The organism is Plantactinospora veratri, assembly GCF_036421995.1.
GTDB lineage: Bacteria > Actinomycetota > Actinomycetes > Mycobacteriales > Micromonosporaceae > Plantactinospora > Plantactinospora veratri.
This window is the reverse complement of sequence record NZ_JAZGQL010000004.1, coordinates 205437-227841: the sequence shown is the minus strand read 5'-3', so window position 1 is coordinate 227841 and position 22405 is coordinate 205437. Positions and strand designations below refer to the sequence as shown.

The window sequence follows — 22405 nt, the reverse complement described above, 5'->3', positions numbered from 1 at the left end:
GGCATCCTGCTGTCACGGCGTCACGGAACGTGGCCCGGGTCAGGAGGTACGGCCGGCGATGGCGGTGGAGCTGTTGCTCTTCGGCGACGTGCGGGCCCGGGTCGACGGGCGGCCGGTCGATCTCGGGCACGCGCGCCAGCGCTGCGTACTGGCGGCGCTGCTGGTCGACGCCAACCGGATCGTTCCGGCCGACCGGCTGCTGGAGCGGGTCTGGGGCGAGCACCGGCCCCGGCACGCCCGCAACGCGCTGGCCGGGTACGTCTCCCGGCTGCGTACCCTGCTCGGCGGCAGCGGCGGGTTCGCCATCACCCACCGGTCGGACGGGTACCTGCTGACGGTCGAGCCGGACGCGGTCGACCTGCACCGGTTCCGCCGGCTGCTGGCCCGGGCCCGCTCCCCCGCCCGCCCCGAAGGCCCGGACACCGGCAGCGGAACCCAGGCGGCGCGGATCGACGGCGAAACCCCGGCGGCGCTGCTCGAAACGGCGCTGTCGCTCTGCCGGGGCGAGCCCTTCGGCGCCCTCGACACGCCCTGGCTGGCCGGGATCCGTACCACGCTCGCGGCCGAGCGGCTGGCTGCCGAACTCGACCTGGCCGATCTCGCCCTGGCCGCCGGCCGGCATGCCGAACTCCTCGGCGAGCTGGCCGGGCGCGCCGCCGGGTACCCGTTCGACGAGCGGATCGCCGGGCAGGTGATGATCGCGCTCTACCGCTGCGGCCGGCAGGCCGATGCGCTCCGGCACTACCAGGAGGTCCGGTCCCGGCTGGCCGAGGAGCTGGGCATGGACCCGGCCCCGGCGCTGCGACGGCTGCACCGGCAGATCCTGGCCAACGACCCGGTGCTGGACGCCCCGCCCGCACCGGCCCCGGCGCGGCCACCGGCCGGCATCGCGGCGACCGCGCCGCCGTCGGTGCCACGACAACTGCCGGCGCCGCCGGTCGCGTTCACCGGCCGGGAGTACGAACTGACCGAACTGGACGGGCTGCTCGACCCGACCCCGGGTGCCGGCACCACCGCCGTGGTCTCCGGTTCGGCCGGGGTGGGCAAGAGCGCCCTGACGCTGTACTGGGCACACCGCAACACCGACCGCTTCCCCGACGGGCAGCTCTACGTCAACCTGCGCGGCTTCGACCCGGACGGCGTGGTGGTCGCCCCGGAGGAGGCGGTACGCGGATTCCTCGACGCGTTCGGGATCGCCGCCCGGCGGGTACCGGTCGGGCTCGCCGCGCAGACCGGGCTCTACCGCAGCCTCGTCGCCGGGCGGCGGATCCTGGTCGTCCTCGACAACGCCCGCGACGCCGCGCAGGTACGCCCGCTGCTGCCCGGCGCACCGGGCTGTGCGACCGTGGTGACCAGCCGGAACCGGCTCGCCGGCCTGGTCGCGGTCGACGGTGCCCGGCCGGTCGGCGTCGACCTGTTCAGCCCGGCCGAGGCCCGCCTCTTCCTGGCCCGGCGCCTCGGTGCCGACCGGGTGGCCGACGAGCCGGCCGCCGTGGCCGAGATCGCGACCCGGTGCGCGCGGCTGCCGCTGGCGCTGGCCGTGGTGGCCGCCCGCGCCGCCGCCGTCCGGAGTTTCCGCCTCACCGACCTGGTCGCCGAGCTGCGGACCGCCGGCGGCAGCCTCGACCCGTTCGACGGCGGCGAACCGGCGGCGGACGTCCGGGCGGTCTTCTCCTGGTCCTACCGGGCGTTGAGCCCCACCGCCGCCCGAGTGTTCCGGCTGGCCGGGCTCCACCCCGGAGCCGAGTTGACCGGGCCGGCCGTGGCCAGCCTCGCCGGCCTGCCGGTGGCAGCGGCCCGCCGGCCACTGGCCGAGCTGGCCCAGGCACACCTGCTCGACGAGCGGTCGCCGGGGCGGTACGCCCGACACGACCTGCTGCGGGCGTACGCCGCGGAACGGGCCGAGGTCGAGGAGACCGCCACCGACCGGCGTACGGCGGCGAACCGGCTGCTCGACCACTATCTGCACACCGCGTACGCGGCCGACCGGCTGCTCTATCCGCACCGGGACCCGATCGTGCTGGCCGAGCCGGTGCCGGCGGCCGGGGCCCGGTCCTTCGCCGACCAGGCCGGGGCGAGAGCCTGGCTGCACGCCGAGCACCGGACCCTGCACGCCCTGGTCGACTGGGCCGGCCGCACCGGATTCGACCGGCACTGCTGGGAGCTGGCCTGGAGCCTGACCAGCTTCTTCAACCTCAGCGGGTACTGGCACGACCAGGTCGCGGTGCAGCGTACCGCCCTGGAGGCGGCGGGCCGGGTCGGCGACGAGGCGGCGCAGGCGCACGTACACCGGAATCTCGGCCGGGCCCAGACCCAGCTCGGCCGGCTCGGCCAGGCCCGGACCCACCTCGCCGAGGCGGCCCGGCTCTTCGTCGCGGTCGGCGACCGGGCCAACCAGGCGCAGACCACGGTGAACATCGCGCGGATCCTGGAACAGCAGGGCCGTGACCTGGAGGCGCTGCACCACGACCAGCGCTCGCTCGACCTCTATCGCGAGGCCGGCCACCTGACCGGCCAGGCCCGGGCGTTGAACAACATCGCCTGCATGCTGACCCGGCTCGGCGAGCACGACCAGGCCCGGGAGCTGTGCCGGCAGGCCCTCCGGCTCAACGAGGAGATCGGCAACCGGCACGGCGCGGCCACCAACTGGCAGAGCCTCGGCTATCTCGAATGCGCCGCCGGGGCGTACCGGGCGGCGGTCGCCGGCTGCCGGCGGGCGCTCGACCTCTTCGCCGAGATCGGCGACCGGGCCGGCGCCGCCGAGACGCTGACCTGCCTGGGTGAGGCGCTGCACGGCGACGGTGAGATCCGGGCCGCCGTTCGGGCCTGGGAACGGGCCCTGGTGCTGCACGACGAGATGGGCCATCCGGACGCCGACCGGGTCCGCCGGCACCTGCTCGCGGCACGGGAGGCCGGCCGGGTGGGGAGCGCGCTTCCCACGGGTACGGCCGGTGCCGCCCTCGACGGCCAGCGGTAGCGGCGCTGCCCTGGCCCGCGAGCCGCCGCCCGGCCCGGAACGCCCGGCGGGGGGGGGCCCCCGGGGGGGGGGGGGGGGCGGCGGGGGGGGGGGGGGGGGCGCCGCGGGGGGGGGGGGGGAGCCCCACCGGCCCCCCGGGGGGGCCCCCCCCGGGGGGGGGGGGCCCCCCCGCTCGGGTCAGGAGGCGCAGATCGCCTGGCTGACGATGAAATCCCAGTCCTGGCTGACCGGGGTGTTCTCCACCGCGAACGCCTCGACGTCGTCGAGCGCGTTGGCCGGGTAGATCACCTGGAGTGACACGCCACCGGGTGCGGCGTCGGAGATGGCCGCACCGGCACCGTGCACCCGGGTACCGGTCGGGCAGCGCGCGAACGCGATCTTCTCCGCCTCCGAGTCGCTCTGGGTGGAGGCGGTGGTGACCACCTGGTAGCCGGCCGGCCGGTTCACGCAGACCGCGTACGCGTCCACGGTCCAGCGGCCGGCGTAGCCGTCCGCGTCCTCGTGCGCGGCGGCCCGGAAGATGTCACCGGTGGCGGAGGCGCGGGACACCTGGAGTGCCACGTCCCGTCCCGGGTTGACGATCCGGGCGCCGCCGCCGAGGGCCCGCCTGGTGCCGCACGACGCCCGCGCCTCTAGCTCGACCGGTGACGAGGTCGCCGAGTTCCGGGTACCCGCGATCTGGTAGCCGGCCAGCCCGGACGGACTGGCGCAGATGGCGTACGCCTGCACCCACCAGTCGCCGGTCATCGCGGCCGTGGTCTCCGAGCCGGTCACCACGTAGCTGTCCGGTGTCCCGTCGGTACGGTGCTCCGGGAAGAGTTGCACCAGCGTCACCCTGGCGCTGTCCGCGGCGGCCACGGCGAAGGCCCAGCCCCCGCCGCCGATCACCCACTTGCCGGCCGGGCACTGGGCCCGGGCGGTGTGGGTCTGCTGGGAGTCGACCGCCGACAGCGGCGACGTCACCTTCTCGATGCCGGTCACCGCCGCGGCCGGGCCGGCGCCGGCGAGCTGGATTCCGACCTGGGCGGCCAGCACGATCGTGGCGGCACCGGCCGGGGCGAACCAGCGGTAGATCCGAGTCATTGTCCTGTTCCCTTCTCGTACCGGGTCGACGATCGGCCCGGGTAGCTGCCGACAACGGTGGCCGGCGGGGTTTCGGCAACTCTTCGGCGACGATGAAATCGCAGTTCAGCGGCGGTGAAGCCGATCTGAAGCCGGGGATCGTCAGACTCGCGGGGCAGGCAGCCAACGAAGTCGGCAGGGAGGCCCGGGCATGAATCTCTCGACCGTCCACGCCGCGCGGGCCGAGGTGCCGCGCTGGCAGGCTCTGCTGCACCGCTGGCCGAGCCTGCTCGGGCTGGCGGTCGCCGTGTCGCAACTGGCGTTCGGTGCCGAGCACGAGTCGGTGGCGATCGTGGTCTGCGTGGCCACGCTCTGCTATCTCGGTGCCGCCGCCCTCGGCCGGCCCTGGGTCGCCTGGGCAGCCATCCCGGGGGCCAGCCTGCTGGTGGCGATCAGCAAGATCGTCGGGGTGCCCTGGTGGGTCGGCATCGCCGTCGCGGCGGTCGCGCTGGTCGTCGTCGGTCTGCTCCGCCGGGCTCCCCGGCCGGCGTTCACCGCCCAGGTCGCGGCCCTGATCGGGTACGGCGGTCTCGCCGTGGGCACGCTCTGGGTCGCGCCCCGCGCCGGGCTGGTGCTCGCTGGGCTGCTGTTGGCGGCCCACGCGGTGTGGGATCTCGTCCACTACCGGCGCGGGCAGGTGGTGTCCCGGTCACTGGCGGAGTTCTGCATGCTGCTCGACGTACCGCTGGGGATCGGTGTCGTCGTCCTCGCGTTCCTCGACTGACCCTGCGACGTCGACCAGCTTGCATTCAAATTCATCTATCATTTGAAGGGGTCGCCGCAGCCGCCGGAGGCCCTCATGTGGACCCAGCCCCGCCGCCTCGCCGACCAGCTCGTCGCGCACGCCAGGGCCAACGGGATGCGGGTACACGGGCGCAGCGTCCTGGCGCCCAACGGCATCCACTCCGCCTGGTTCGCCAACCTCACCAGCGCGGCGACGCTGCGCCCGGTGGTGAACCAGCACATCACCGCCGTACTGTCCCACTTCCGGGGAGAGGTCCGGTCCTGGGGCGTGGTCACCGAGGCGTACACCGAGAGTGGCGAGCTGCGGTCGTCCCGCTTCCAGGCGTACCTCGGTCCGGGCTTCGTCGAGGAGGCGTTCCGGACCGCCCGGGCGGCGGACCCCACGGCCAAGCTCTGCTACAGCGACCACAACATCGACGACTTCGACCAACCCAAGACCCAGGCCGTGTACGCGATGGTCCGGGACTTCATGACCCGGGGCGTACCGATCGACTGCCTCGGCCTGAACAGCCACTTCTCCGCCAACAACCCGGTGCCGGGCGGTTACCAGCGCACCATCGCCCAGTTCGCCGCGCTGGTCGCCGCCGGCCTGGTGGTGCCCCTCTGCACCGGCATCACGGTCTGGGGGGTACGCGACATCGACTCGTGGCGCTCCGGCGACACACCGGTACTCTTCGACGCCGCCGGGAACCCGAAGCCCGCCTACTACGCCGTACTGACGGTGTGACGACGGTCGGCTACCAGCCGCGCAGCCGGGGCCAGACCTCCGTCGCGTCGCCGCTGGCCGGGTCGAGCACCAGATACTCGTCGTGCTGGGCGGCGGTCGCGCAGGCATGGACCGGCAGGATCCGCACCCGGGTACCGACCGGAAGATCGGGTAGCCCGGCGGGGCTGCCCGGGCGGACGGTCAGGATCCCGTGTTCCTGGCTGGCGTCGGTCATCACCAGGTCCGGATAGAGCGGCCCGTCGAGCCGGGCGACCAGGCCGTACCCCTGGTCGACGGGATGGTCGGCGGTACCCCGGTCGCGCGAGGTCGCCATCCAGCCGCCGTCGGTGAGGATCCAGCCCTTCTCCGGCCGGTGGCCGATGACCGTGACGACCACGGACATCGCCAGGTCGTCCACGGTGCAGACGCCGATCCCGGCCATCACCAGGTCGAAGAAGACGAAGTTCCCGGCCCGGACCTCGGTGACCCCGGTGAGGTCCGCCGCGAAGTGCGCGGTCGGGGTCGAACCGACGCTCAGCACCGGCGCGGCGAACCCGGCCGACCGGAGCTGCTCGGCGGCCAGGACACCGCTGGCCCGCTCGTTCTCCGCCGCCGCGACCAGTTCCGCCCGGGACCGGCAGTGGTACGACCCGCCGGCGTGCAGCAGCACTCCCCGGGCCTCGGCGCCGCCCCGCTCCAGCGTCTCGGCGATCCGCACCGCCGTCACGTCGTCCGGGCGCAGCCCGCCCCGGTGCCCGTCACAGTCGATCTCGATCAGCGCCGGGACGGGTATCCCGGTCCGGGACGAGACGGCGGCCACCGCCTCGGCCTGGGCGACGCTGTCGATCAGCACCTGGAGGTCAACCCCGGCGCGGCGCAGCGCCAGCACCCGGTCCAGCTTCTGCGGGGCGAGCCCCACCGCGTACAGGATGTCGGTGTAGCCGTGTGCGGCGAAGGCCTCCGCCTCGCGCAGCGTCGACACGGTGATCGGCCCCGGCTCGCCGTCGAAGAGCAGCCGGGCGACGGCCAGCGACTTCGCCGTCTTGACGTGCGGGCGCAGCGGGGTGCCCAACCGGGCCAGCCGGGACCGGAGCCGGGCGATGTTCCGGCCCACCCGCTCCGGGTCGACCACCAGGAACGGGGTCTCGGGCTGGCCCTCGGCGGGCCGTACCTCGCCGGCCGGCGCCGGCCGGGCGTCACTGGTCAGGGTCACGACGGCTCTCCTCCGGGTTGCCGGGGCAAGTCTAGGCGGCCCGCCCCCAGCGGAACCTGATTCGGAGGGCGCCGGTCAGCGCGGCGGGCCGGCGACCCCGATCAGGTTGCCCTCCGGATCGGTGAAGTGCCCGATCGAGAACTCTCCGCTGTCCGGGGCCGGACCGAGCACCCGGGTCCCGCCGAGGCTCTCGGCCCTGCGCAGCGCCGCCTCGACGTCGGGAACTCCCACGTAGAACAGGACCCGACGCTGGTATCCGGCGCCGCCGCCGACACCGCCGTTGATCCCGGTGCCGTCGCCGGTCGTGCTTCCGTCGACGAAGCCGTACTCGCCCGGCGCCGAGACGGCCTCGGTGGCGGCATCGCCGACGCCGAACTCCCAGCCGAAGAGTTCGGCGTAGTAGCCGCGCAGCGCCGCCGGACCGGTACCGATGATCTCGAAGTGCACCACCTGGTGTCCCATGGTCTTTCCCTCCGGGGTCACGATGTCGCGCCCTCGGCCGTCGGGGCGCGGCGGCACCTTGGCGGCACCACGCAGCAGAGGTCGGAGCCGGCATCGCGTCCTCGACCTCCGCGCCGGAACTCTTCCGCCGGACGCCGACCCACCCGTCGGGACGACCCGCCCGACGATCGGACAGCCGGGCGGCAGGGCATCGGATACCGCCGATATCGGCTGGCCACACCGCGCCTGGACCGCTCCCACCAGGGCCGGTGATACAGTCCACCGGCCGGCCCGACCTTCGGCGTGGCCGCGACCGGATCGGGGAGGGAACGATGGGCATCACGGCCGACGAGAGCAGCCGATTCGCCGCGGTACTCGAGACCCACTCGGAGCGACTGGTCGAGCGCTGGATCGAGGTCGTCGTCGCCTCCCTGCGGGGCCGGATGACCCAGACGGAGTTGCGCCAGCAGGTGCAGGAGCTCTACCGGGCGTTGACCGCCGCGCTCGACCACGGGCAGTTCGACCTCGCGGCCGAGGGCTCGGCCGCACTCCGGGCCAACCTGGTGGAGATGTCCCGCAGCCGGGCGCAGCAGGGCTTCACCGCCTCCGAGACGGCGGTCAGCGTCCTCTCGCTCAAGAACGCCCTGCTCGACGTGCTGGACGTGCGCTCCGGTGACAAGCAGGCGCTGGCGGACTACGTCACCGCCTCCGCGGTCGTCGACGAGCTGGGGCTGTTCACCTTCGAGCGGTACGCCCGGTCCCGGGAGGAGCTGCTCAGCGAGCAGGCCGAGCAGCTCCTGGAGCTCTCCACCCCGGTGGTGAAGCTCTGGGAGGGCGTGGTCGCCATCCCGCTGGTCGGCACCCTCGACTCGGCCCGGGCCCAGGTCGTGATGGAACGACTGTTGCAGACCCTGGTCGACACCGGCTCGCCGTACGCGATCATCGACATCACCGGGGTGCCGGCGGTGGACACCCAGGTCGCGCAGCACATCCTGAAGACCGTGGTGGCCGCCCGGCTGATGGGCGCCGAGTGCATCGTCTCCGGGATCCGGCCGCAGATCGCCCAGACCATCGTGGCGCTCGGCATCGAGTTCGGCGACATCGCCACCAAGGCGACACTGGCCGACGCGCTCCGGCACGCCCTGCGGATGATCGAGAAGTCCCGCCGGAGCAACGGCGCCGGCGCGGCCGGTACCCGGGGCGCCTGATGGACCGGGTACCGGTCCTCAAGATCGGCGACCTGCTCCTCGTATCGATCCAGGTCGACATGGAGGACCAGACCGCGCTGGCCCTGCAACAGGACCTCTCCGACCGGATCGTGGAGAGCGGCTGTCACGGGGTGATCATCGACATCACCGCGATGGACATCGTCGACTCCTTCGTCGGCCGGATGCTCTCCACCATCGCCGCGATCGCCCGGGTACTCGACGCCGAAACCGTGGTGGTCGGGATGCGCCCGGCCGTCGCCATCACCCTCGTCGAGCTGGGCCTGTCGTTGAACGGCATCCGGACCGCGCTCAACGTCGAACGCGGCATGGAGCTGCTGGCCCGGTCCCGGCAGCAGGAGCCGTACCCCGCACCGGGCGCGGAATCGGACACGACGTGGATGCTCGCCCTGGGCCCCGACTCCGACCACCCGACGGCGACCACGTCTTGACCGGGGGCCCCAAGCTGACCACTCCGCAGCTCGTGACGATCAGCTCGGACGCGGACGTGGTCCGGGTCCGGCAGCTCGTCCGCACCGTCGCCGTGGCGGTCTCGCTCTCCCTGGTCGACCAGACCAAGCTGGTCACCGCCGCGAGTGAGCTGGCCCGGAACACCCTGGTCTACGGCGGTGGCGGCGGCGCCGAGGTCGAGGTCGTGGACAACGGCCGTCGCAAGGGCATCCGGATCGTCTTCTCCGACGACGGGCCCGGCATCGCCAACCTGGAGCTGGCGCTCACCGACGGCTACACCTCCGGCGGCGGCCTGGGCCTCGGCCTCGGCGGCGCCCGTCGACTCGTCGACGAGTTCGACGTGGACACCGGCCCCGGTCGGGGCACCCGGGTCACCATCACGAAATGGGCGCGGTCGATGTGAGCGGCGAACACCGGCTCGTCGACGAGGGCGTTTGGTTCCAGGTCGAGGAGCCCGGTGCGGTCGGCACGGTACGCCGGGCCGCCGAACTGCTGGCCGGCCGGATGGGGCTCGACGAGGCCCACGCCGCCGCCCTGGCCATCGTGGCGGCCGAACTCGCCAGCAATCTCGTCAAGCACGCCGACAACGGGCAACTGCTGGTCCGGCCGGCCCGGACCGACGAGGTGGCCGGGGTGGAGCTGATCGCCGTCGACTCCGGCCCCGGCATGAGCGACGTGACCTCGTCCACCCAGGACGGTCACTCGACCGCCGGCTCCCTGGGCATCGGGCTGGGGGCGATCGGCCGGCAGTCGAGCTGGTTCGACGTCTACTCCCTGCCTGGACGCGGCACGGTGAGCGCCGCGCAGGTCTGGCCGGCGGAAGCGCCCGAACCGGACTGGATCGCCGGGCTCAGCCGGCCGATGAGCGGCGAGCAGTCCTGCGGTGACGGATTCGCCGTGCGTACCGTCGAGGGCCGGCGGCAGGTGCTGGTCTGCGACGGGCTCGGACACGGGCCGCTCGCCGCGGTGGCCGCCCGGGCCGCCGTGCACGCGTTTCACCTCGCCCCGGCGGCACCCCCGGCGGCGGTCCTCGAACACCTGCACCGGGCGATCAGCCACACCCGGGGCGCCGCCGCCGCGGTCGCCGAATTCGACCCGGCGGCCGGCCTGCTGCGGTACGCCGGGCTCGGCAACATCGCCGGCTCCGTGCAGCACTACGACGAGCGGCGCGGCCTGGTCTCCATGCCCGGTATCGTCGGTCACCAGCGGCGGAGCGTACGCGAGTTCGACTACCCGTTCCCCCGCGGCGCCTGCCTCGTCATGCACAGCGACGGGGTGACCGACCGCTGGCGGCTCGCCGACTATCCCGGATTGCAGGGGCGCTCACCGCAGGTGATCGCCGGCACGCTCCTCCGGGACGCCGCCGTACGCCGCGACGACGCCTGCGTCCTGGTCGCCCGGGCCACACCGTGATCGGGGACCGGGCATGACCGAGGGCACGCCGGCCGGTCCGGCACTGTTGCGGTTGACGCTGCGCGCCGAGCCGGACGTGTTCCTGGTCCGTCAGCGTGGCCGGGAGGTCGCCGCCGCCGTCGGCCTGGAACACCAGGACCAGGTCCGGCTCGCCACCGCGCTCAGCGAGATCGGCCGGTACCTCGTGGTCACCCTGCCCACCCCGGCGCGGGCCGAGGTCGCCTTCACGGTGGCGGTCGAGGAGTCCGGGGCGGTACTGGTCACCGAGGCCACCGCCGTGCTGCCCCCCGGCACGTCGGCACAGACGCTCACCGGTGCCCTGCTCGTCGGACGGCTGGTCGACACCTTCGACGTCGGCCGGGACGGTGACGCCACCGTCATCCGGATGACCCGCAAGATCCCCGCCACCACCACGCTGACGCCGGAGCGTCTCGACGTGATACGCGACAACCTGAACGCCTCGGCCGCCCGTACTCCGCTGGAGGAGATGGCCGAGCAGAACGAGCAGCTCCTCGCGGCGCTGGAGCAGACCCGGGCCCAACGCGACGAACTCGCCCGGCTCAACGCGGAACTCGCCGAGACCAACCAGGGCGTACTGGCGCTCTACACGCAGCTCTCCGAGGAACTCGACGAGACCAACCGGGGCGTCGTCGCACTGCACGCCGAGCTGGAGGACCGCTCGGTGCAGCTCCGCACGGCCAGCGAGGCGAAGACCCGGTTCCTGGCCAACGTCAGCCACGAACTGCGCGCACCGGTGACCGCGGTGATCGGGCTGACCCGGTTGCTGCTGGACCCGGCCTCCGACCCGCTCACCGCCGAGCAGCGGGAGCAGGCCGAGCTGATCCGCAGCTCCGCCGCCGACCTGCTGTCGCTGGTCAACGACCTGCTCGACCTCGGCAAGGCGGAGTCCGGCGCGATCGAGCCGAACTGGTCCGAGGTCGAGCTGCGGGCCGTCTTCGGCCAGCTCCGGGGCACGGTACGCGCGATGGCCACCCGGCCCGAGGTCCAGTTGGTGGTCGTCGACCCCGAACCGCCGGCACTGATCCGTACCGACGAGGTGCTGCTGACCCAGGTGCTGCGCAACCTGCTGCACAACGGGCTCAAGTTCACCGAGCAGGGCGAGGTCCGGATGACGGCCGAAATCGCCGACGACTCCTTGGTGGTACGGGTCCGCGACACCGGGATCGGCATTCCGGCCGAACTCCAGGAACGGATCTTCGAGGAGTTCTACCAGGTGCCGGGGCGTGGATCGCCGACCGGCGCCCGGGGTACCGGCCTGGGGCTGCCGTACGCCCGGCGGCTCTCCCGGCTGCTCGGCGGCGACCTGCGAGTCGCCAGCGAGCCCGGCCGGGGCAGTACGTTCACCGTCCACCTGCCGATGAGTCCGGTGCCGTGAACAGCCCGGAACAGGTCGGCAACGGCGCGACGATCCTGGTGGTCGACGACAGCGCCGCCAAGCGCTACCTGCTGGTGAGCTGGCTCACCCGGGCCGGCTTCACGGTGGTGCAGGCGGACAGCGGAGGCGCCGCGCTCGACCGGATGGAGCGGGAGGAGATCGACCTGGTCGTCCTCGACGTACGGCTCGGCGACATGAGCGGCTTCGAGGTGAGCGAGCGGATCAAATCCGACCCTCGGCACGCCTCCCGACCGGTCATCCACGTGTCGGCGCACGCGGTCAGCGTGGCCGACCGGGCGCAGGGGCTGACCCGGGGCGCGGACGCGTACCTCGTCGAACCGATCGAGCCGGACGAGCTGATCGCCACCACCCAGGCGGCGCTGCGCTACTACCGGGCCCGCAGCCGGGCCGAACTGCTCGCCACCCGGCTCGCCCGGCTCGCCGAGACCACCCTGGCGGTGAACGCCGCGCCCTCGTTCGCGTCGATGCTGACCGCCGCGGCGAGCGGAGCGGCCCGGATCTTCGGCACCGGGGCGCTGGTCGCCGGCCAGGACGCCGACGGTCGGGGCTGGGCGGCGGTGGTCGGCGAACCGGACGGGCCGGCGACGACCCGGGAGTGGACGGCCGACCTCCCGGCGGTGCCGGTCGGCGTCGGGATGCGCACCGAGACGCCGGCCGACTGGCCGGTGCCGGTCGGCCCGGACGACCGGATCCGGGTGGCCACCGCGCGGCTGCGGCCCGACCGCCCGGCCGTGCAGGTGGGGGTACCGGAATCGGTGCTGACGACCGAGTCCGCCGTACTCAGCCAACTCGTCCAGGCGGTGGCGACGGCGGTCGAGGCGCAGCGCTCGTACGACGAGGAGCACCGGATCGCGGTCACGCTCCAGCGCAGCCTGCTGCCCCGCCGGCTGCCCATCGTGCCCGGTCTCGACCTTGCCGTCTGCTACGAGCCGGCGAGCGCGCAGACCGAGGTCGGCGGCGACTTCTACGAACTCGCGATGATCGACGGCCGGCTGGTCGTCGCGATCGGCGACGTGGCGGGCCACTCGCTGCACGCCGCGACCGTGATGGCCGAACTCCGGCACGCGATCCGGGCGTACGCCGTGGAGCGGCATCCGCCCGGCGCCATCCTGGAACGGGTCGACGAACTCCTGCGTACCCTGCTGCCGGGCGAGTTCGCGACGCTCTGCCTGCTGACCCTGGAGCCGGCGACCGGCCGGATCCGGCTGGCCAGTGCCGGGCACCTGCCGCCACTGGTCGTCACGGCGGACTCGACCGAATTCGTCGCACACCGGGCCCCGCTGCTCGGCGTCCGGGCCGACCGGCCGGACGACCTGGAACTCGTCCTTCCCCGCGGCGCCACCCTGGTGCTCTACACCGACGGCCTGGTCGAACGCCGGGACATCGACCTCGACCGGCGACTGGACGACCTGGCCGGCTCGGCGGCGACCGTCGAACCGGACCTCGACGGGTTCTGCCGGCGGCTGCTGGCCGAACTCGGCCCGGTGGAGGTCACCGACGACATCGCCGTGGTGGCGTTGCGCCGGCTCTGAGGCCGCCGAGGCGGGACACCGACCGGACACCGACATCCGGGACCGTCGGGTGCCCACTAGGCTGCCAGGGTGGCGGACGGTGGGTTCCGGCTGAGTGTCGACTATGGAACGTCGCACACCGTTGCCGTGCTGCGCTGGCCCGACGGGCGTACCCGGCCGCTGCTCTTCGACGGTTCGCCACTGCTCTCCTCGGCCACCTGTGTGGAGGACGGCGGCACGATCCTGTCCGGTCAGGACGCCACCGATGCCGCCCGACGACGGCCACAGGGCTTCGAGCCGTATCCGAAGCGGCGTATCGGCGAGGGCACCGTCTGGCTCGGCGACCGGGAGGTCTCGGTCACCTCGCTGGTGGCCGCCACGATGGCCCGGGTCGCCGACGAGGCGCACCGGGTCGCGGGGCCGGGCGGGCTCGGATCCGTACTGTTCACCGTGCCCGCCACCTGGGGGCCGACCCGGCGGGCGCTGCTGGTGGCCGCCGCCGTCGAGGCCGGCCTGCCCGAGCCCCGGCTCGCCGCCGAGCCGGTCGCCGCCGCGAGCTACCTGGTGGGGGCCGGCGCACTGGACGTCCCGGCCGGTGGTCACGTCGCCGTCTACGACCTCGGCGCGGGCACCTTCGACGCGACCGTCGTCCGGCGCACCGCCACGGGCGGCTTCACCGTGCTGGCCACCGACGGTCTGCCACAAACCGGCGGGTTGGATCTCGACGCGGCGCTCGTCGACTACGTCGGCCGGCTGCTGGCGGAGCGCGATCCGGTCCGGTGGCGGCGGCTGACCGCACCGGCTGACGACGCCGACCGCCGCGCCGCGCTGGCCCTGTGGGACGAGGCCCGCCGGGCGAAGGAGAGCCTGAGCCGCACCTCGGTCGGTTACCTGCACGTCCCGCTCTTCGACGAGTCGGTGCCGGTCGGCCGGGAGGAGTTCGAACGGCTGGCCCGGGTGGTGCTGGACCGTACCGTCGAGGTGACGGTGGCCGCGGTCCGCTCGGCCGGCCCCGGAGTGGGACCGGCCACCGTCGTCCTGGTCGGGGGCGCGAGCCGGATGCCGTTGGCGGCGACGCTGCTGCACCGGGTCCTCGGGGTGGCACCGGTCGTCACCGAGCAGCCGGAACTCGTGGTGGCCGAGGGCGCCCTCGCGGTGTCGCCGGACGACATGCTGCCTACCGGCCCCGCCCCAGCACCGCCCGGCCTTCCCCCGACCGGCTCTCCCCCGACCGGCTCTCCCGTACCACCGGTCGATCCGGTGGTGCCAGCGCCCGGCCCACCGGCACCGGTGCCCGGCCCGCCGGCTCCGGCCGCAGGGGCCGAGTCGCCGGCCGGCGCTCCGGGCCGGTCCGCACCGCCCCGGAGAAGCGGTCGGATCCTCCTCGCCGGGGTGCTCGCGTTGGCCGTACTGGCCGTGCTGGCCGTCGCCGTGGTGCTGCGACCGTGGGACCGACCCGGCGGTGGGGCGGCCGACCCGGCGCCGAGTGCGCAGGCGTCGCCGGCCTTCGCCGACGGCACGACCATGCGACGGTTGCAGGCGGCACGGCAGATCGCGATCGGCAGCAGGTTCGATCTCCCCGGCACCGGTTACCGGGAGCCCGACGGGACGATGACGGGGTTCGACGTGGAGATCGGGCGGCTGATCGCCGGTGAACTCGGCATCGACCCCGACCGCGTGCGGTGGACCGAGGCGCCGTTGACGGGCCGGGAAGAACTCATCGAGCAAGGCCGGGTCGACCTCGTCATCGCCACCTACACCATCACCGAGACCCGCGCCGAACGGGTCGCGTTCGCCGGGCCGTACCACCTGCCGGGGCAGCAGCTGCTGGTACGGGCCGGCGAGACCGCGATCACCGGCCCCGAGTCGCTACGGACCGAGGGGTACCGGATCTGCACCGTCACCGGAACTCCGCACGGCCGGCGGCTCGAAGAGCACCTCGGCGGCCGGTCGCTGGCGCTGACGTCGCTCGGCGGATACCAGGAGTGCGCGGAGGCGCTCCTCAGCGGCAGGGTCGACGCGATCACCGGGGACGGGTCTGCCCTGGTGGGACTGGCCGCCGGCAGCGACGCCGGATTCCGGCTGGTGGGCCGGGCCTTCGCCCCGCAGCCGTACGGAATCGGCCTGCGCCGGGGCGACGAGCCGTTCCGGGCCTGGCTCACCGAGACGTTGCGCCGGATCGTCGCCGACGGTCGTTGGCGGGCCGCCTGGCAACGCACACTCGGCCGGTACGACAAGCAGGAGCCCACCGTTCCCGAGGCCCGCTGACTCCCCGAGGCCCGCTCAGGCCCCGAGACGCGCTGACTCCCCCGCGAGACCCGCTGAGTCCACGAGGCCGCTGCGTTCTCCCGGTGCGGAGGCGTCGGGAACATCTCCGGCGACCGTTCCTGGGCGAGCCGCGACCGTCGGCGCGGACTTCCGGCCGAGAATGCATGGCATGCCGACGGTATCCGCCAGACCAGACGGTGCGGCCCGGTGGCCGTCCCGAGCCGCATCCCGGCCCGGGACGGCGGCGAGGCCGGTCGCCGCCGGGTCGATGCTGGACTACTACCTGGTCCGGCCCGACAACCCGGACTTCGCCGGCCCGGCGGGAATCCTCGTCGAGGAGTTCGTGCTGGGCCGGGACTATTCGGCGGTCCGGCTCGACAGCACCGGGTGGACGGCCGGCGGCTCCCGCTGGCGGGGCGCTTCGGCGTTCAGCCGGGGCGTACGTGCCGACGCCGCACTCCGGGACCGGGTCGTCGGCGTCAACCGGCAGGAGGTCGAGTTCGTCTACCGCCATCTCGGCGGGGGCGAACTACCGGGCGAGGAGGTGCTGCGCGGACACTTCGACGGCGGCATCCGGCTGCCCGTCTCCACACCGCTGCGGCTGAGCCCCGGCCGGGCCACCCCCGGCTTCACCGAAACCCGGCTCTACCGGGTCCTCTTCACCGCCGGACTCGACCCGGACGCCCTGACCGGACTGCTCGGCACCTGGCGGATGAGGTCCGGCCAGGGCGGCACCGGCGTCCTGACCGGAGTCGTCGGTACCGCTCGACGCCGGGTCGGTGCCGACGCCTTCACCTGGGAGCTGCGCCGGATCGGTGCCGGTGCCGCCTGGTGCCTGGACCTGACGGCCGACCTGGCCGGCAGCCGGGACGACGCCGTGGGACCGCTGCTGCGTGAGCTGACCACGGCGGCCAGGATCGCGGGGCTGATCCCGGTGACGATCGAGCGCCTCCGCTGACCGCTGGCCGACCGGGCCGGGACGCGGCAGGGTTCAGTGCGAACCGGCCGCTACCGGGTCGCGGTGGTGTGCCCGCCACAGCCAGCCGACGTCCCGGCCGAACGACCAGCAGAGCAGCGCCAACGCCAGCCCGACCGACGCGTACGCCAGCGGCCCGGGAAGCAGCCCGGAACTCGCCACCGCCAGCACGATGCCCTGCATCGCGGCGACGGTCTTCCGGGAGAACCGGTGCGGCAGCGCCGCGTTGAGCCACGGCAGCGCCCAGGCGGCCGCGACGAAGAGGTACCGGAGGACGCCGATCGCGAGTACCCAGGCGCCGAGGGTCTGCGCCAGATAGGCGCTCAACACCATGATGAGGAAGGCGTCGACCTCCATGTCGAACCGGGCGCCGAGCGCGGAGGTCGTGCCGGTGCGCCGGGCGACCTGACCGTCGACCCAGTCCAGGGCCAGCGCCACGCCCGCCACGGCGACCAGCAGGCCGACCGGGGCCGGAGACCAGAAGGAGGCCGCCACCAGCGCGGTCACCCCGCCGACCAGGGTGCCCCGGGCCAGGGTGACCTGGTTGGCCGCGCCCAGCATCCGCGCGCCGGAGCGGCGCATCGCCCGGCCGAGCAGCAGCCAGGTGACCACCGCGTACGCCGAACCGGCGAGCCAGCCGGCGGGGCCCAGCCCGACGGTGGCGGAGAGTGCCGCCAGCAGGACGAACTGGACGGCCAGTCCCACCGCCGGTCCGTCCACCTCCGCTGGCGTGCCCACCGGTACGGGGCGACGGCCATCGAGCGGTACGGATCCCGCCCGCTGCCGCGCGGGACGCAGGCGGACCAGGGATGATGCGATCGGATGATCACTGACAGTCAACGTTCCTCCGTCACGGTTTGGCGCGATCGACGCGCCGCGTATCGTTGCCGCTGCCCACCCCCGTGGAAACGGAAAAGACCCGCGTTCGGTTCATCGCGCCGGGAAAGGAGTTGATGACAGTGCGTGCCGAGGCCTTCTGGCTTGCCGCACCAGGCCGGGGCGAGATCCGGTCGGTCCCGCTGACGCCGCCCGGTGCCGACGAGGTGCTGGTGCGCACCCTCCACTCGGGGCTGAGCCGGGGCACCGAGACGCTGGTCTTCGCCGGCAAGGTGCCGCCGAGCCAGTACGCGACGATGCGCGCCCCGTTCCAGGAGGGCGACTTCCCCGGCCCGGTGAAGTACGGCTACCTCAACGTCGGCCTGGTCGAGGCGGGGCCGGAGCACCTGGTCGGGCGTACCGTCTTCTGCCTCTTCCCGCACCAGACCCGGTACGTGGTGCCGGCGTCGGCGATCACCGTCGTACCGGACGGGGTGCCGGCGTCCCGGGCGGTGCTCGCCGGCACGGTGGAGACCGCGGTGAACGCGCTCTGGGACGCCGCGCCGCTGGTCGGCGACCGGGTCACGGTGGTCGGGGCCGGGATGGTCGGCAGCGCGGTGGCCGGGGTGCTGGCCCGGTTCCCCGGTGCCCGGGTGCAGTTGGTCGACGCCGACCCTGCCCGGGCGGGCGTCGCCGCCGCGCTCGGCGTCGACTTCGCGTTGCCCGCCGACGCGACCGGTGACCGTGACCTGGTGGTGCACGCCAGCGCCACCTCGGCCGGGCTGACCCGGTCGCTGGAACTGCTCGCCCCGGAGGGCACCGTCGTCGAGCTGAGCTGGTACGGCGACCGCCAGGTCAGCGTGCCGCTCGGCGAGAACTTCCACTCCCGTCGACTGGTGGTACGGAGCAGTCAGGTCGGTACGGTGTCACCGAACGTACGCGGACGGCGTACCTTCGCGGACCGGCTCGCGCTCGCCCTGGAACTGCTCACCGACCCGGTGTTCGACGCCCTGCTCACCGGCGCCTGTGACTTCGTCGAGCTGCCGGAGGTGCTTCCCCGGCTGGTCAGCGGGGAACTATCCGCGCTGTGTCACCTGGTCGACTACGGTGACGCGGCCGTCGACCGTTAGCTCGGACAGACCGACCAGCTCGGACAGACCGACCAGCTCCGACAGACCGACCGATCGGGAAACACCAGGAGGAGATCCTTGTTCAGCATCACCGTCCGTGACCACATCATGATCGCGCACAGCTTCCGTGGCGAGGTCTTCGGCCCCGCCCAGAAGCTGCACGGGGCGACCTTCGTGGTGGACGCCACGTTCCGCCGGCCCGAACTCGACGCCGACAACATCGTCGTGGACATCGGGCTGGCCTCCGGAGCGCTGACCGAGGTGCTGGGCGAACTCAACTACCGCAACCTGGACGACGAGCCCTCGCTCGCCGGGATCAACACCTCGACCGAGGCGCTCGCCCAGATCATCGCCGACCGGCTCGCCGAGCGGGTGCAGGCGGGCTCGCTCGGTGCGGGAGCGCGCGGGCTGACCGGCATCACCGTCACGCTGCACGAGTCGCACATCGCCTGGGCCAGCTACGAGCGGACCCTGTGACGGGAGCGGATTCCGGCGGCGCCCGCCGGGGCCCGGGGACGCGGGCGGCGCGGTGAGCGCCGGGACCGCGTACGTGGTGCTGCCCGGGGACATCGACGATCCGGGCACCCCGAGCGGCGGCAACGCCTACGACCGCCAGGTCATCACCGGGCTGGTCGGACTCGGCTGGCGGGTCTCCGAACTGGCCGTGCCGGGGAGCTGGCCCCGGCCGGGTCCGGCCGAGCGGGCCGCGCTCGCCGCCGCGCTCGACGGCGTACCGGACGGCGCGCTGGTGCTGCTGGACGGGCTGGTGGCCTGCGGGGTGCCCGAGGTCGTCGGGCGGGCAGCCGGACGGCTCCGGCTGGCGGTGCTGGTGCACCTGCCGCTGCGCGACGAGACCGGGCTGCCGTCCGAGGTGGCGGCCCGGCTCGACGAGCTGGAACGGCGCACCCTGCGGGCCGTCCCGGCGATTGTCGCGACCAGTGCCGGGACCGGGCGGACGCTGGTGCGGCGGCACGGCCTTCCCGCCGGGCGGGTGCACGTCGTGCCGCCCGGGGTCGCGGCCGCACCGCCGGCATCGGGTACGGACGGCGCCGCGAGCCTGCTCTGCGTCGCCTCGGTCATCCCCCGCAAGGGGCACGACGTACTGGTGGAGGCGCTGGCGAGCGTCGCCGACCGCCCGTGGACCTGCCGCTGTGTCGGCCCCGTCGACCGCGATCCGGACTACGTCGGCCGGCTGCGCCGCTCCGCCGGGGCGGCCGGGCTGGCCGAGCGGGTTCGGTTCGCCGGTCCGCGTACCGGAGCCGAGCTGGCCGCCGACTACGCCGCCGCCGACCTGCTGGTGCTGCCGTCCCGGGCCGAGCCGTACGGCATGGTCGTCACCGAGGCGCTGGCCCGGGGCGTTCCGGTGCTGGGCAGCGAGGTGGACGGGCTGCCGGAGGCGGTCGGGCGGGCACCCGACGGAGCCGTACCCGGGTTGCTGGTGCCGCCCGGTGACCCGGCGGCGCTGGCCACGGCGCTGCGCCGCTGGTTCGACGAGCCGGACCTGCGGCAGCGGCTCCGGGCCGCCGCCCGGGACCGCCGGGCGGACCTGCCGGGTTGGGACGTCACCGCCGCCCGCCTCGGTGAGGTGCTGACCGCGCTGGCCCGGCAACCGGAACCGGCCCGGCAGCTGTCGCAGGCCGAGGACGATCCGTCGCCGGCCGGCCAGGACGGTCCGTTGGAAGGAGCCAGAAGTGGACGCACCGAGGGGACGGCATGACTGAGCACGGCGAGCGAACCGGGCAATCCGACGGCGGGGGCGACGATTCGCCGTACAGCCTGGCCTGGCTCGGCCTGCGGGAGCCGGCCGACGCGCGGGCCCGGGCGGACGAGCTGGTGGAGGCGCTGCGCGGCCTGCTGCCCGACGCCGGCCCGACGCTGATCCGGGATCTGGGTTGCGGCAGCGGTTCGATGGGGCGTTGGCTCGCCGGTCGGCTGCCCGGTCCGCAGCACTGGGTGCTCTACGACCGGGAGGCCGGGCTGCTGGAGCACGCCCGGGACCACCTTCCGCGCACCGCCGCCGACGGCTCGCCGGTCAGCGTGCTGACCCGGGAGTGCGACCTCACCCGGCTGACCGCCGACGACCTCGCCGGGGCGTCGCTGGTCACCGCCTCCGCCCTGCTCGACCTGCTCAGCCTGGCCGAGGTGGAGCGGCTCGTCAGGGCCTGCGTCGACGCCGGCTGTCCGGCGCTGCTGACCCTCTCGGTGCTCGGCGAGGTGGAACTCTCCCCGGCCGACCCGCTCGACGCCGAGATCGCCGCCGCGTTCAACGCCCACCAGCGGCGGGAGACCGGTGACGGGGCACGGCTGCTCGGCCCGGACGCCGTGGACGCCACCGCCGAGGCGTTCCGCCGGCTCGGCGCGCAGGTGCGGGTCCGGCCCAGCCCGTGGCGGCTCGGCCCGGCCGAGGCGGAACTGGCCGCGTGGTGGCTGCGCGGCTGGGTGGCCGCCGCCGTCGAACACCGTCCGGAACTGGCCGGTCCGGCCGCCGGCTACCTGGAGCGCCGGCTCGCCGCCGCGATCGCCGGTGAACTGCGGGTGGTCGTCGGGCACGCCGACCTGCTCGCCACGTACGAATGAGCCCGTACCGACCCGCTCGGCACGTACGAACGAGCCCGTACCGACCCGCTCGCCAGGCACGGATGAACCGCAGCCCCGGTTGCCTCGTATAACTGGCGAGAAACCGATCGAAGGAAGGTGGCGGATGTGCGGGGCGAGGACGGCACGGCGGGAAGTTCCGGCGGACCGGGCGGCGTCGTGAGGCGTAGGTTCTGGGCCTGGGCACGGCTGCTCGGCGGCGCCGCCATCCTCGGCTTCCTGCTGTGGCGGCTCGGCACCGAGGCGTTCCTGGACGGGCTGCGGGTGATCGACGCCGGCACCCTGCTCGCCGCGCTCGGGATCGGGCTGCTGACCACCGTCTTCAGCGCCTGGCGCTGGTGCCTGGTGGCCCGGGGTCTCGGCATCCGGCTGCCGCTGGGCAGGGCGATCGCGGACTACTACCGGGGGATCTTCCTCAACGCCGCGCTGCCGGGCGGCGTACTCGGGGACGTGCACCGGGCGGTACGGCACGGCCGGGACGTGGACGACGTGAGCCGCAGCGTCCGGGCGGTGGTGCTGGAACGTTCGGCCGGACAGATCGTGCTGGTCACCGTCGGTGTGCTGGTGCTGCTGCTCGGCTATCCCGCCCCGTTGCCGGCCGTTGTCGGCTCCGGGTCGACCGGTCCGCTGCTGGCCGGTGTCCTGGCTGCGGCCGGCGCGCTCGGTCTCGCCGGCTGGCTCGTACTGCGGTCGCGACGGCGACCCGACGCTTCCGCTGTGGACCGCGCCACCGCGGAACGGGTCCGGCCCGCCGGACCGGAGGCGGTGCACCCTGCCGGTTCGCGGTGGCGTCGGGCGTGCCGGACGGCCGTTTCCGACGTACGGCTCGGGCTGCTCTCCCGGAACAACTGGCCGGGAGTGGCGCTCTCCTCCGCCGTGGTGCTGGCCGGACATCTCGGTACCTTCGTCGTCGCGGCCCGGGCCGCCGGATCGTCGGCGCCGGTCGGCCAACTCGTACCGCTGATGCTGCTGGCCCTGATCGCGATGGCGCTGCCGTTGAACGTCGGCGGCTGGGGTCCCCGGGAGGGCGTCACCGCCTGGGCCTTCGGCGCCGCCGGGCTGGGCGCCTCGCTCGGCCTCACCGTCGCCGTGGTCTACGGGGTGCTCGCCTTCGTCGCGAGCCTGCCCGGAGCCGTGGTGTTGGTCACCCGAGGGATCGCCGGATTCCGCACGGCCCGAACCGCAACGACCGCGGCCGGCACGGTCACGATCGGCACGACCCCGATCAGCACGCCCGCGACACCGGCATCCGCGGCTGTGGCGTCCGCGACCCTGGCACCCGCGGCTGTGGCGTCCGACAAGCGGGTGACGGCGCGTCTCCGGCTACCCCGGGCGGTCGCGTGACCGGCGGCACGACCCGCCGCACGCCCCTCGCCGCCCCGGCCGGCCGGGTGGCCGTC

The 22405-nt window shown here is 74.2% G+C and carries 20 protein-coding genes; 16 read left to right on the top strand and 4 right to left on the bottom strand.

Features of this window, described 5'->3' with window-relative positions:
* Positions 1-58 precede the first annotated feature (58 nt).
* A complete protein-coding gene (locus V1634_RS05880) occupies positions 59-2977 on the top strand; it encodes an AfsR/SARP family transcriptional regulator (RefSeq protein WP_331206709.1) in 2919 nt (972 codons plus the stop codon).
* A gap of 177 nt (positions 2978-3154) precedes the next feature.
* Here V1634_RS05880 and V1634_RS05875 read toward each other — a convergent pair whose 3' ends face one another.
* Positions 3155-4060 carry a hypothetical protein gene (locus V1634_RS05875; RefSeq protein WP_331206708.1) on the bottom strand — a complete coding sequence of 302 codons (906 nt, stop codon included), beginning with the start codon at positions 4058-4060 and terminating at the stop codon, positions 3155-3157.
* A gap of 190 nt (positions 4061-4250) precedes the next feature.
* On the opposite strand from V1634_RS05875, the gene V1634_RS05870 reads away from it, so the two are divergent.
* Together V1634_RS05870 and V1634_RS05865 are read left to right on the top strand one after the other, a co-directional pair.
* Complete coding sequence (locus V1634_RS05870; RefSeq protein ID WP_331206707.1) at positions 4251-4823, top strand: hypothetical protein; 573 nt, start codon at positions 4251-4253, stop codon at positions 4821-4823.
* 75 nt (positions 4824-4898) lie between these two features.
* Entirely contained in the window at positions 4899-5570 is a 672-nt protein-coding gene (locus tag V1634_RS05865; RefSeq protein ID WP_331206706.1) for an endo-1,4-beta-xylanase, read from the top strand.
* A 10-nt stretch (positions 5571-5580) separates the two neighbouring features.
* On the opposite strand, the gene V1634_RS05860 is transcribed toward V1634_RS05865, so the two are convergent.
* Entirely contained in the window at positions 5581-6762 is a 1182-nt protein-coding gene (locus V1634_RS05860; RefSeq protein WP_331206705.1) for an alanine racemase, read from the bottom strand.
* Positions 6763-6837: 75 nt separating this feature from the next.
* Positions 6838-7224: a VOC family protein gene (locus V1634_RS05855; protein ID WP_331206704.1), complete on the bottom strand. Its 387-nt coding sequence runs from the start codon at positions 7222-7224 to the stop codon at positions 6838-6840.
* Positions 7225-7535: 311 nt separating this feature from the next.
* Here V1634_RS05855 and V1634_RS05850 point away from each other — a divergent pair, with 311 nt between their 5' ends.
* The 8 genes from V1634_RS05850 (at position 7536) to V1634_RS05815 (ending at position 16446) form a co-directional block, all read left to right on the top strand.
* The gene (locus V1634_RS05850; RefSeq protein WP_331206703.1) at positions 7536-8411 is read left to right on the top strand and encodes an STAS domain-containing protein; all 876 of its coding nucleotides are present in this window, start codon (positions 7536-7538) and stop codon (positions 8409-8411) included.
* Positions 8411-8860: an STAS domain-containing protein gene (locus tag V1634_RS05845; protein ID WP_331206702.1), complete on the top strand. Its 450-nt coding sequence runs from the start codon at positions 8411-8413 to the stop codon at positions 8858-8860. Before V1634_RS05850 ends, V1634_RS05845 begins: the two co-directional genes overlap by 1 nt.
* On the top strand, positions 8857-9282 hold the full coding sequence (locus V1634_RS05840) for an anti-sigma regulatory factor (RefSeq protein WP_331206701.1): 426 nt from the start codon (positions 8857-8859) through the stop codon (positions 9280-9282). Before V1634_RS05845 ends, V1634_RS05840 begins: the two co-directional genes overlap by 4 nt.
* Positions 9264-10292: a SpoIIE family protein phosphatase gene (locus V1634_RS05835; RefSeq protein WP_331206700.1), complete on the top strand. Its 1029-nt coding sequence runs from the start codon at positions 9264-9266 to the stop codon at positions 10290-10292. Before V1634_RS05840 ends, V1634_RS05835 begins: the two co-directional genes overlap by 19 nt.
* Before the next feature lie 13 nt (positions 10293-10305).
* Complete coding sequence (locus V1634_RS05830) at positions 10306-11688, top strand: ATP-binding protein (RefSeq protein WP_331206699.1); 1383 nt, start codon at positions 10306-10308, stop codon at positions 11686-11688.
* A complete protein-coding gene (locus V1634_RS05825; RefSeq protein WP_331206698.1) occupies positions 11685-13241 on the top strand; it encodes a fused response regulator/phosphatase in 1557 nt (518 codons plus the stop codon). The genes V1634_RS05830 and V1634_RS05825 overlap by 4 nt, the downstream gene beginning before the upstream one ends.
* A gap of 69 nt (positions 13242-13310) precedes the next feature.
* Positions 13311-15488 carry an Hsp70 family protein gene (locus V1634_RS05820; protein WP_331206697.1) on the top strand — a complete coding sequence of 726 codons (2178 nt, stop codon included), beginning with the start codon at positions 13311-13313 and terminating at the stop codon, positions 15486-15488.
* 169 nt (positions 15489-15657) lie between these two features.
* Positions 15658-16446 carry a hypothetical protein gene (locus tag V1634_RS05815; RefSeq protein WP_331206696.1) on the top strand — a complete coding sequence of 263 codons (789 nt, stop codon included), beginning with the start codon at positions 15658-15660 and terminating at the stop codon, positions 16444-16446.
* A gap of 33 nt (positions 16447-16479) precedes the next feature.
* Here V1634_RS05815 and V1634_RS05810 read toward each other — a convergent pair whose 3' ends face one another.
* Positions 16480-17202 (bottom strand): CDP-alcohol phosphatidyltransferase family protein, encoded by a 723-nt coding sequence (locus V1634_RS05810; RefSeq protein ID WP_331206695.1) that lies wholly within the window; start codon positions 17200-17202, stop codon positions 16480-16482.
* Between the two features lie 215 nt (positions 17203-17417).
* Between V1634_RS05810 and V1634_RS05805 the strand changes: the two genes are divergently transcribed.
* The 5 genes from V1634_RS05805 (at position 17418) to V1634_RS05785 (ending at position 22349) form a co-directional block, all read left to right on the top strand.
* Positions 17418-18410, top strand: coding sequence for a zinc-dependent alcohol dehydrogenase (locus V1634_RS05805; RefSeq protein ID WP_331206694.1), 993 nt, complete (start codon positions 17418-17420; stop codon positions 18408-18410).
* 78 nt (positions 18411-18488) lie between these two features.
* Positions 18489-18887 carry a 6-pyruvoyl trahydropterin synthase family protein gene (locus V1634_RS05800; RefSeq protein ID WP_331206693.1) on the top strand — a complete coding sequence of 133 codons (399 nt, stop codon included), beginning with the start codon at positions 18489-18491 and terminating at the stop codon, positions 18885-18887.
* 52 nt (positions 18888-18939) lie between these two features.
* On the top strand, positions 18940-20127 hold the full coding sequence (locus V1634_RS05795) for a glycosyltransferase family 4 protein (protein ID WP_331206692.1): 1188 nt from the start codon (positions 18940-18942) through the stop codon (positions 20125-20127).
* Positions 20124-20987: a class I SAM-dependent methyltransferase gene (locus tag V1634_RS05790; RefSeq protein WP_331206691.1), complete on the top strand. Its 864-nt coding sequence runs from the start codon at positions 20124-20126 to the stop codon at positions 20985-20987. The genes V1634_RS05795 and V1634_RS05790 overlap by 4 nt, the downstream gene beginning before the upstream one ends.
* Before the next feature lie 177 nt (positions 20988-21164).
* Positions 21165-22349 carry a lysylphosphatidylglycerol synthase transmembrane domain-containing protein gene (locus V1634_RS05785; protein ID WP_331206690.1) on the top strand — a complete coding sequence of 395 codons (1185 nt, stop codon included), beginning with the start codon at positions 21165-21167 and terminating at the stop codon, positions 22347-22349.
* Positions 22350-22405: the final 56 nt, after the last annotated feature.

Bases quoted from the DNA above. Each gene is read 5' to 3' on its own strand.
- V1634_RS05875 (WP_331206708.1), bottom strand. From the start codon at position 4,060: ATGACTCGGATCTACCGCTGGTTCGCCCCGGCCGGTGCCGCCACGATC.
- V1634_RS05870 (WP_331206707.1), top strand. From the start codon at position 4,251: ATGAATCTCTCGACCGTCCACGCCGCGCGGGCCGAGGTGCCGCGCTGG.
- V1634_RS05880 (WP_331206709.1), top strand. From the start codon at position 59: ATGGCGGTGGAGCTGTTGCTCTTCGGCGACGTGCGGGCCCGGGTCGAC.
- V1634_RS05805 (WP_331206694.1), top strand. From the start codon at position 17,418: ATGACAGTGCGTGCCGAGGCCTTCTGGCTTGCCGCACCAGGCCGGGGC.
- V1634_RS05845 (WP_331206702.1), top strand. From the start codon at position 8,411: ATGGACCGGGTACCGGTCCTCAAGATCGGCGACCTGCTCCTCGTATCG.
- V1634_RS05815 (WP_331206696.1), top strand. From the start codon at position 15,658: ATGCCGACGGTATCCGCCAGACCAGACGGTGCGGCCCGGTGGCCGTCC.
- V1634_RS05865 (WP_331206706.1), top strand. From the start codon at position 4,899: ATGTGGACCCAGCCCCGCCGCCTCGCCGACCAGCTCGTCGCGCACGCC.
- V1634_RS05850 (WP_331206703.1), top strand. From the start codon at position 7,536: ATGGGCATCACGGCCGACGAGAGCAGCCGATTCGCCGCGGTACTCGAG.
- V1634_RS05790 (WP_331206691.1), top strand. From the start codon at position 20,124: ATGACTGAGCACGGCGAGCGAACCGGGCAATCCGACGGCGGGGGCGAC.
- V1634_RS05835 (WP_331206700.1), top strand. From the start codon at position 9,264: ATGGGCGCGGTCGATGTGAGCGGCGAACACCGGCTCGTCGACGAGGGC.
- V1634_RS05855 (WP_331206704.1), bottom strand. From the start codon at position 7,224: ATGGGACACCAGGTGGTGCACTTCGAGATCATCGGTACCGGTCCGGCG.
- V1634_RS05830 (WP_331206699.1), top strand. From the start codon at position 10,306: ATGACCGAGGGCACGCCGGCCGGTCCGGCACTGTTGCGGTTGACGCTG.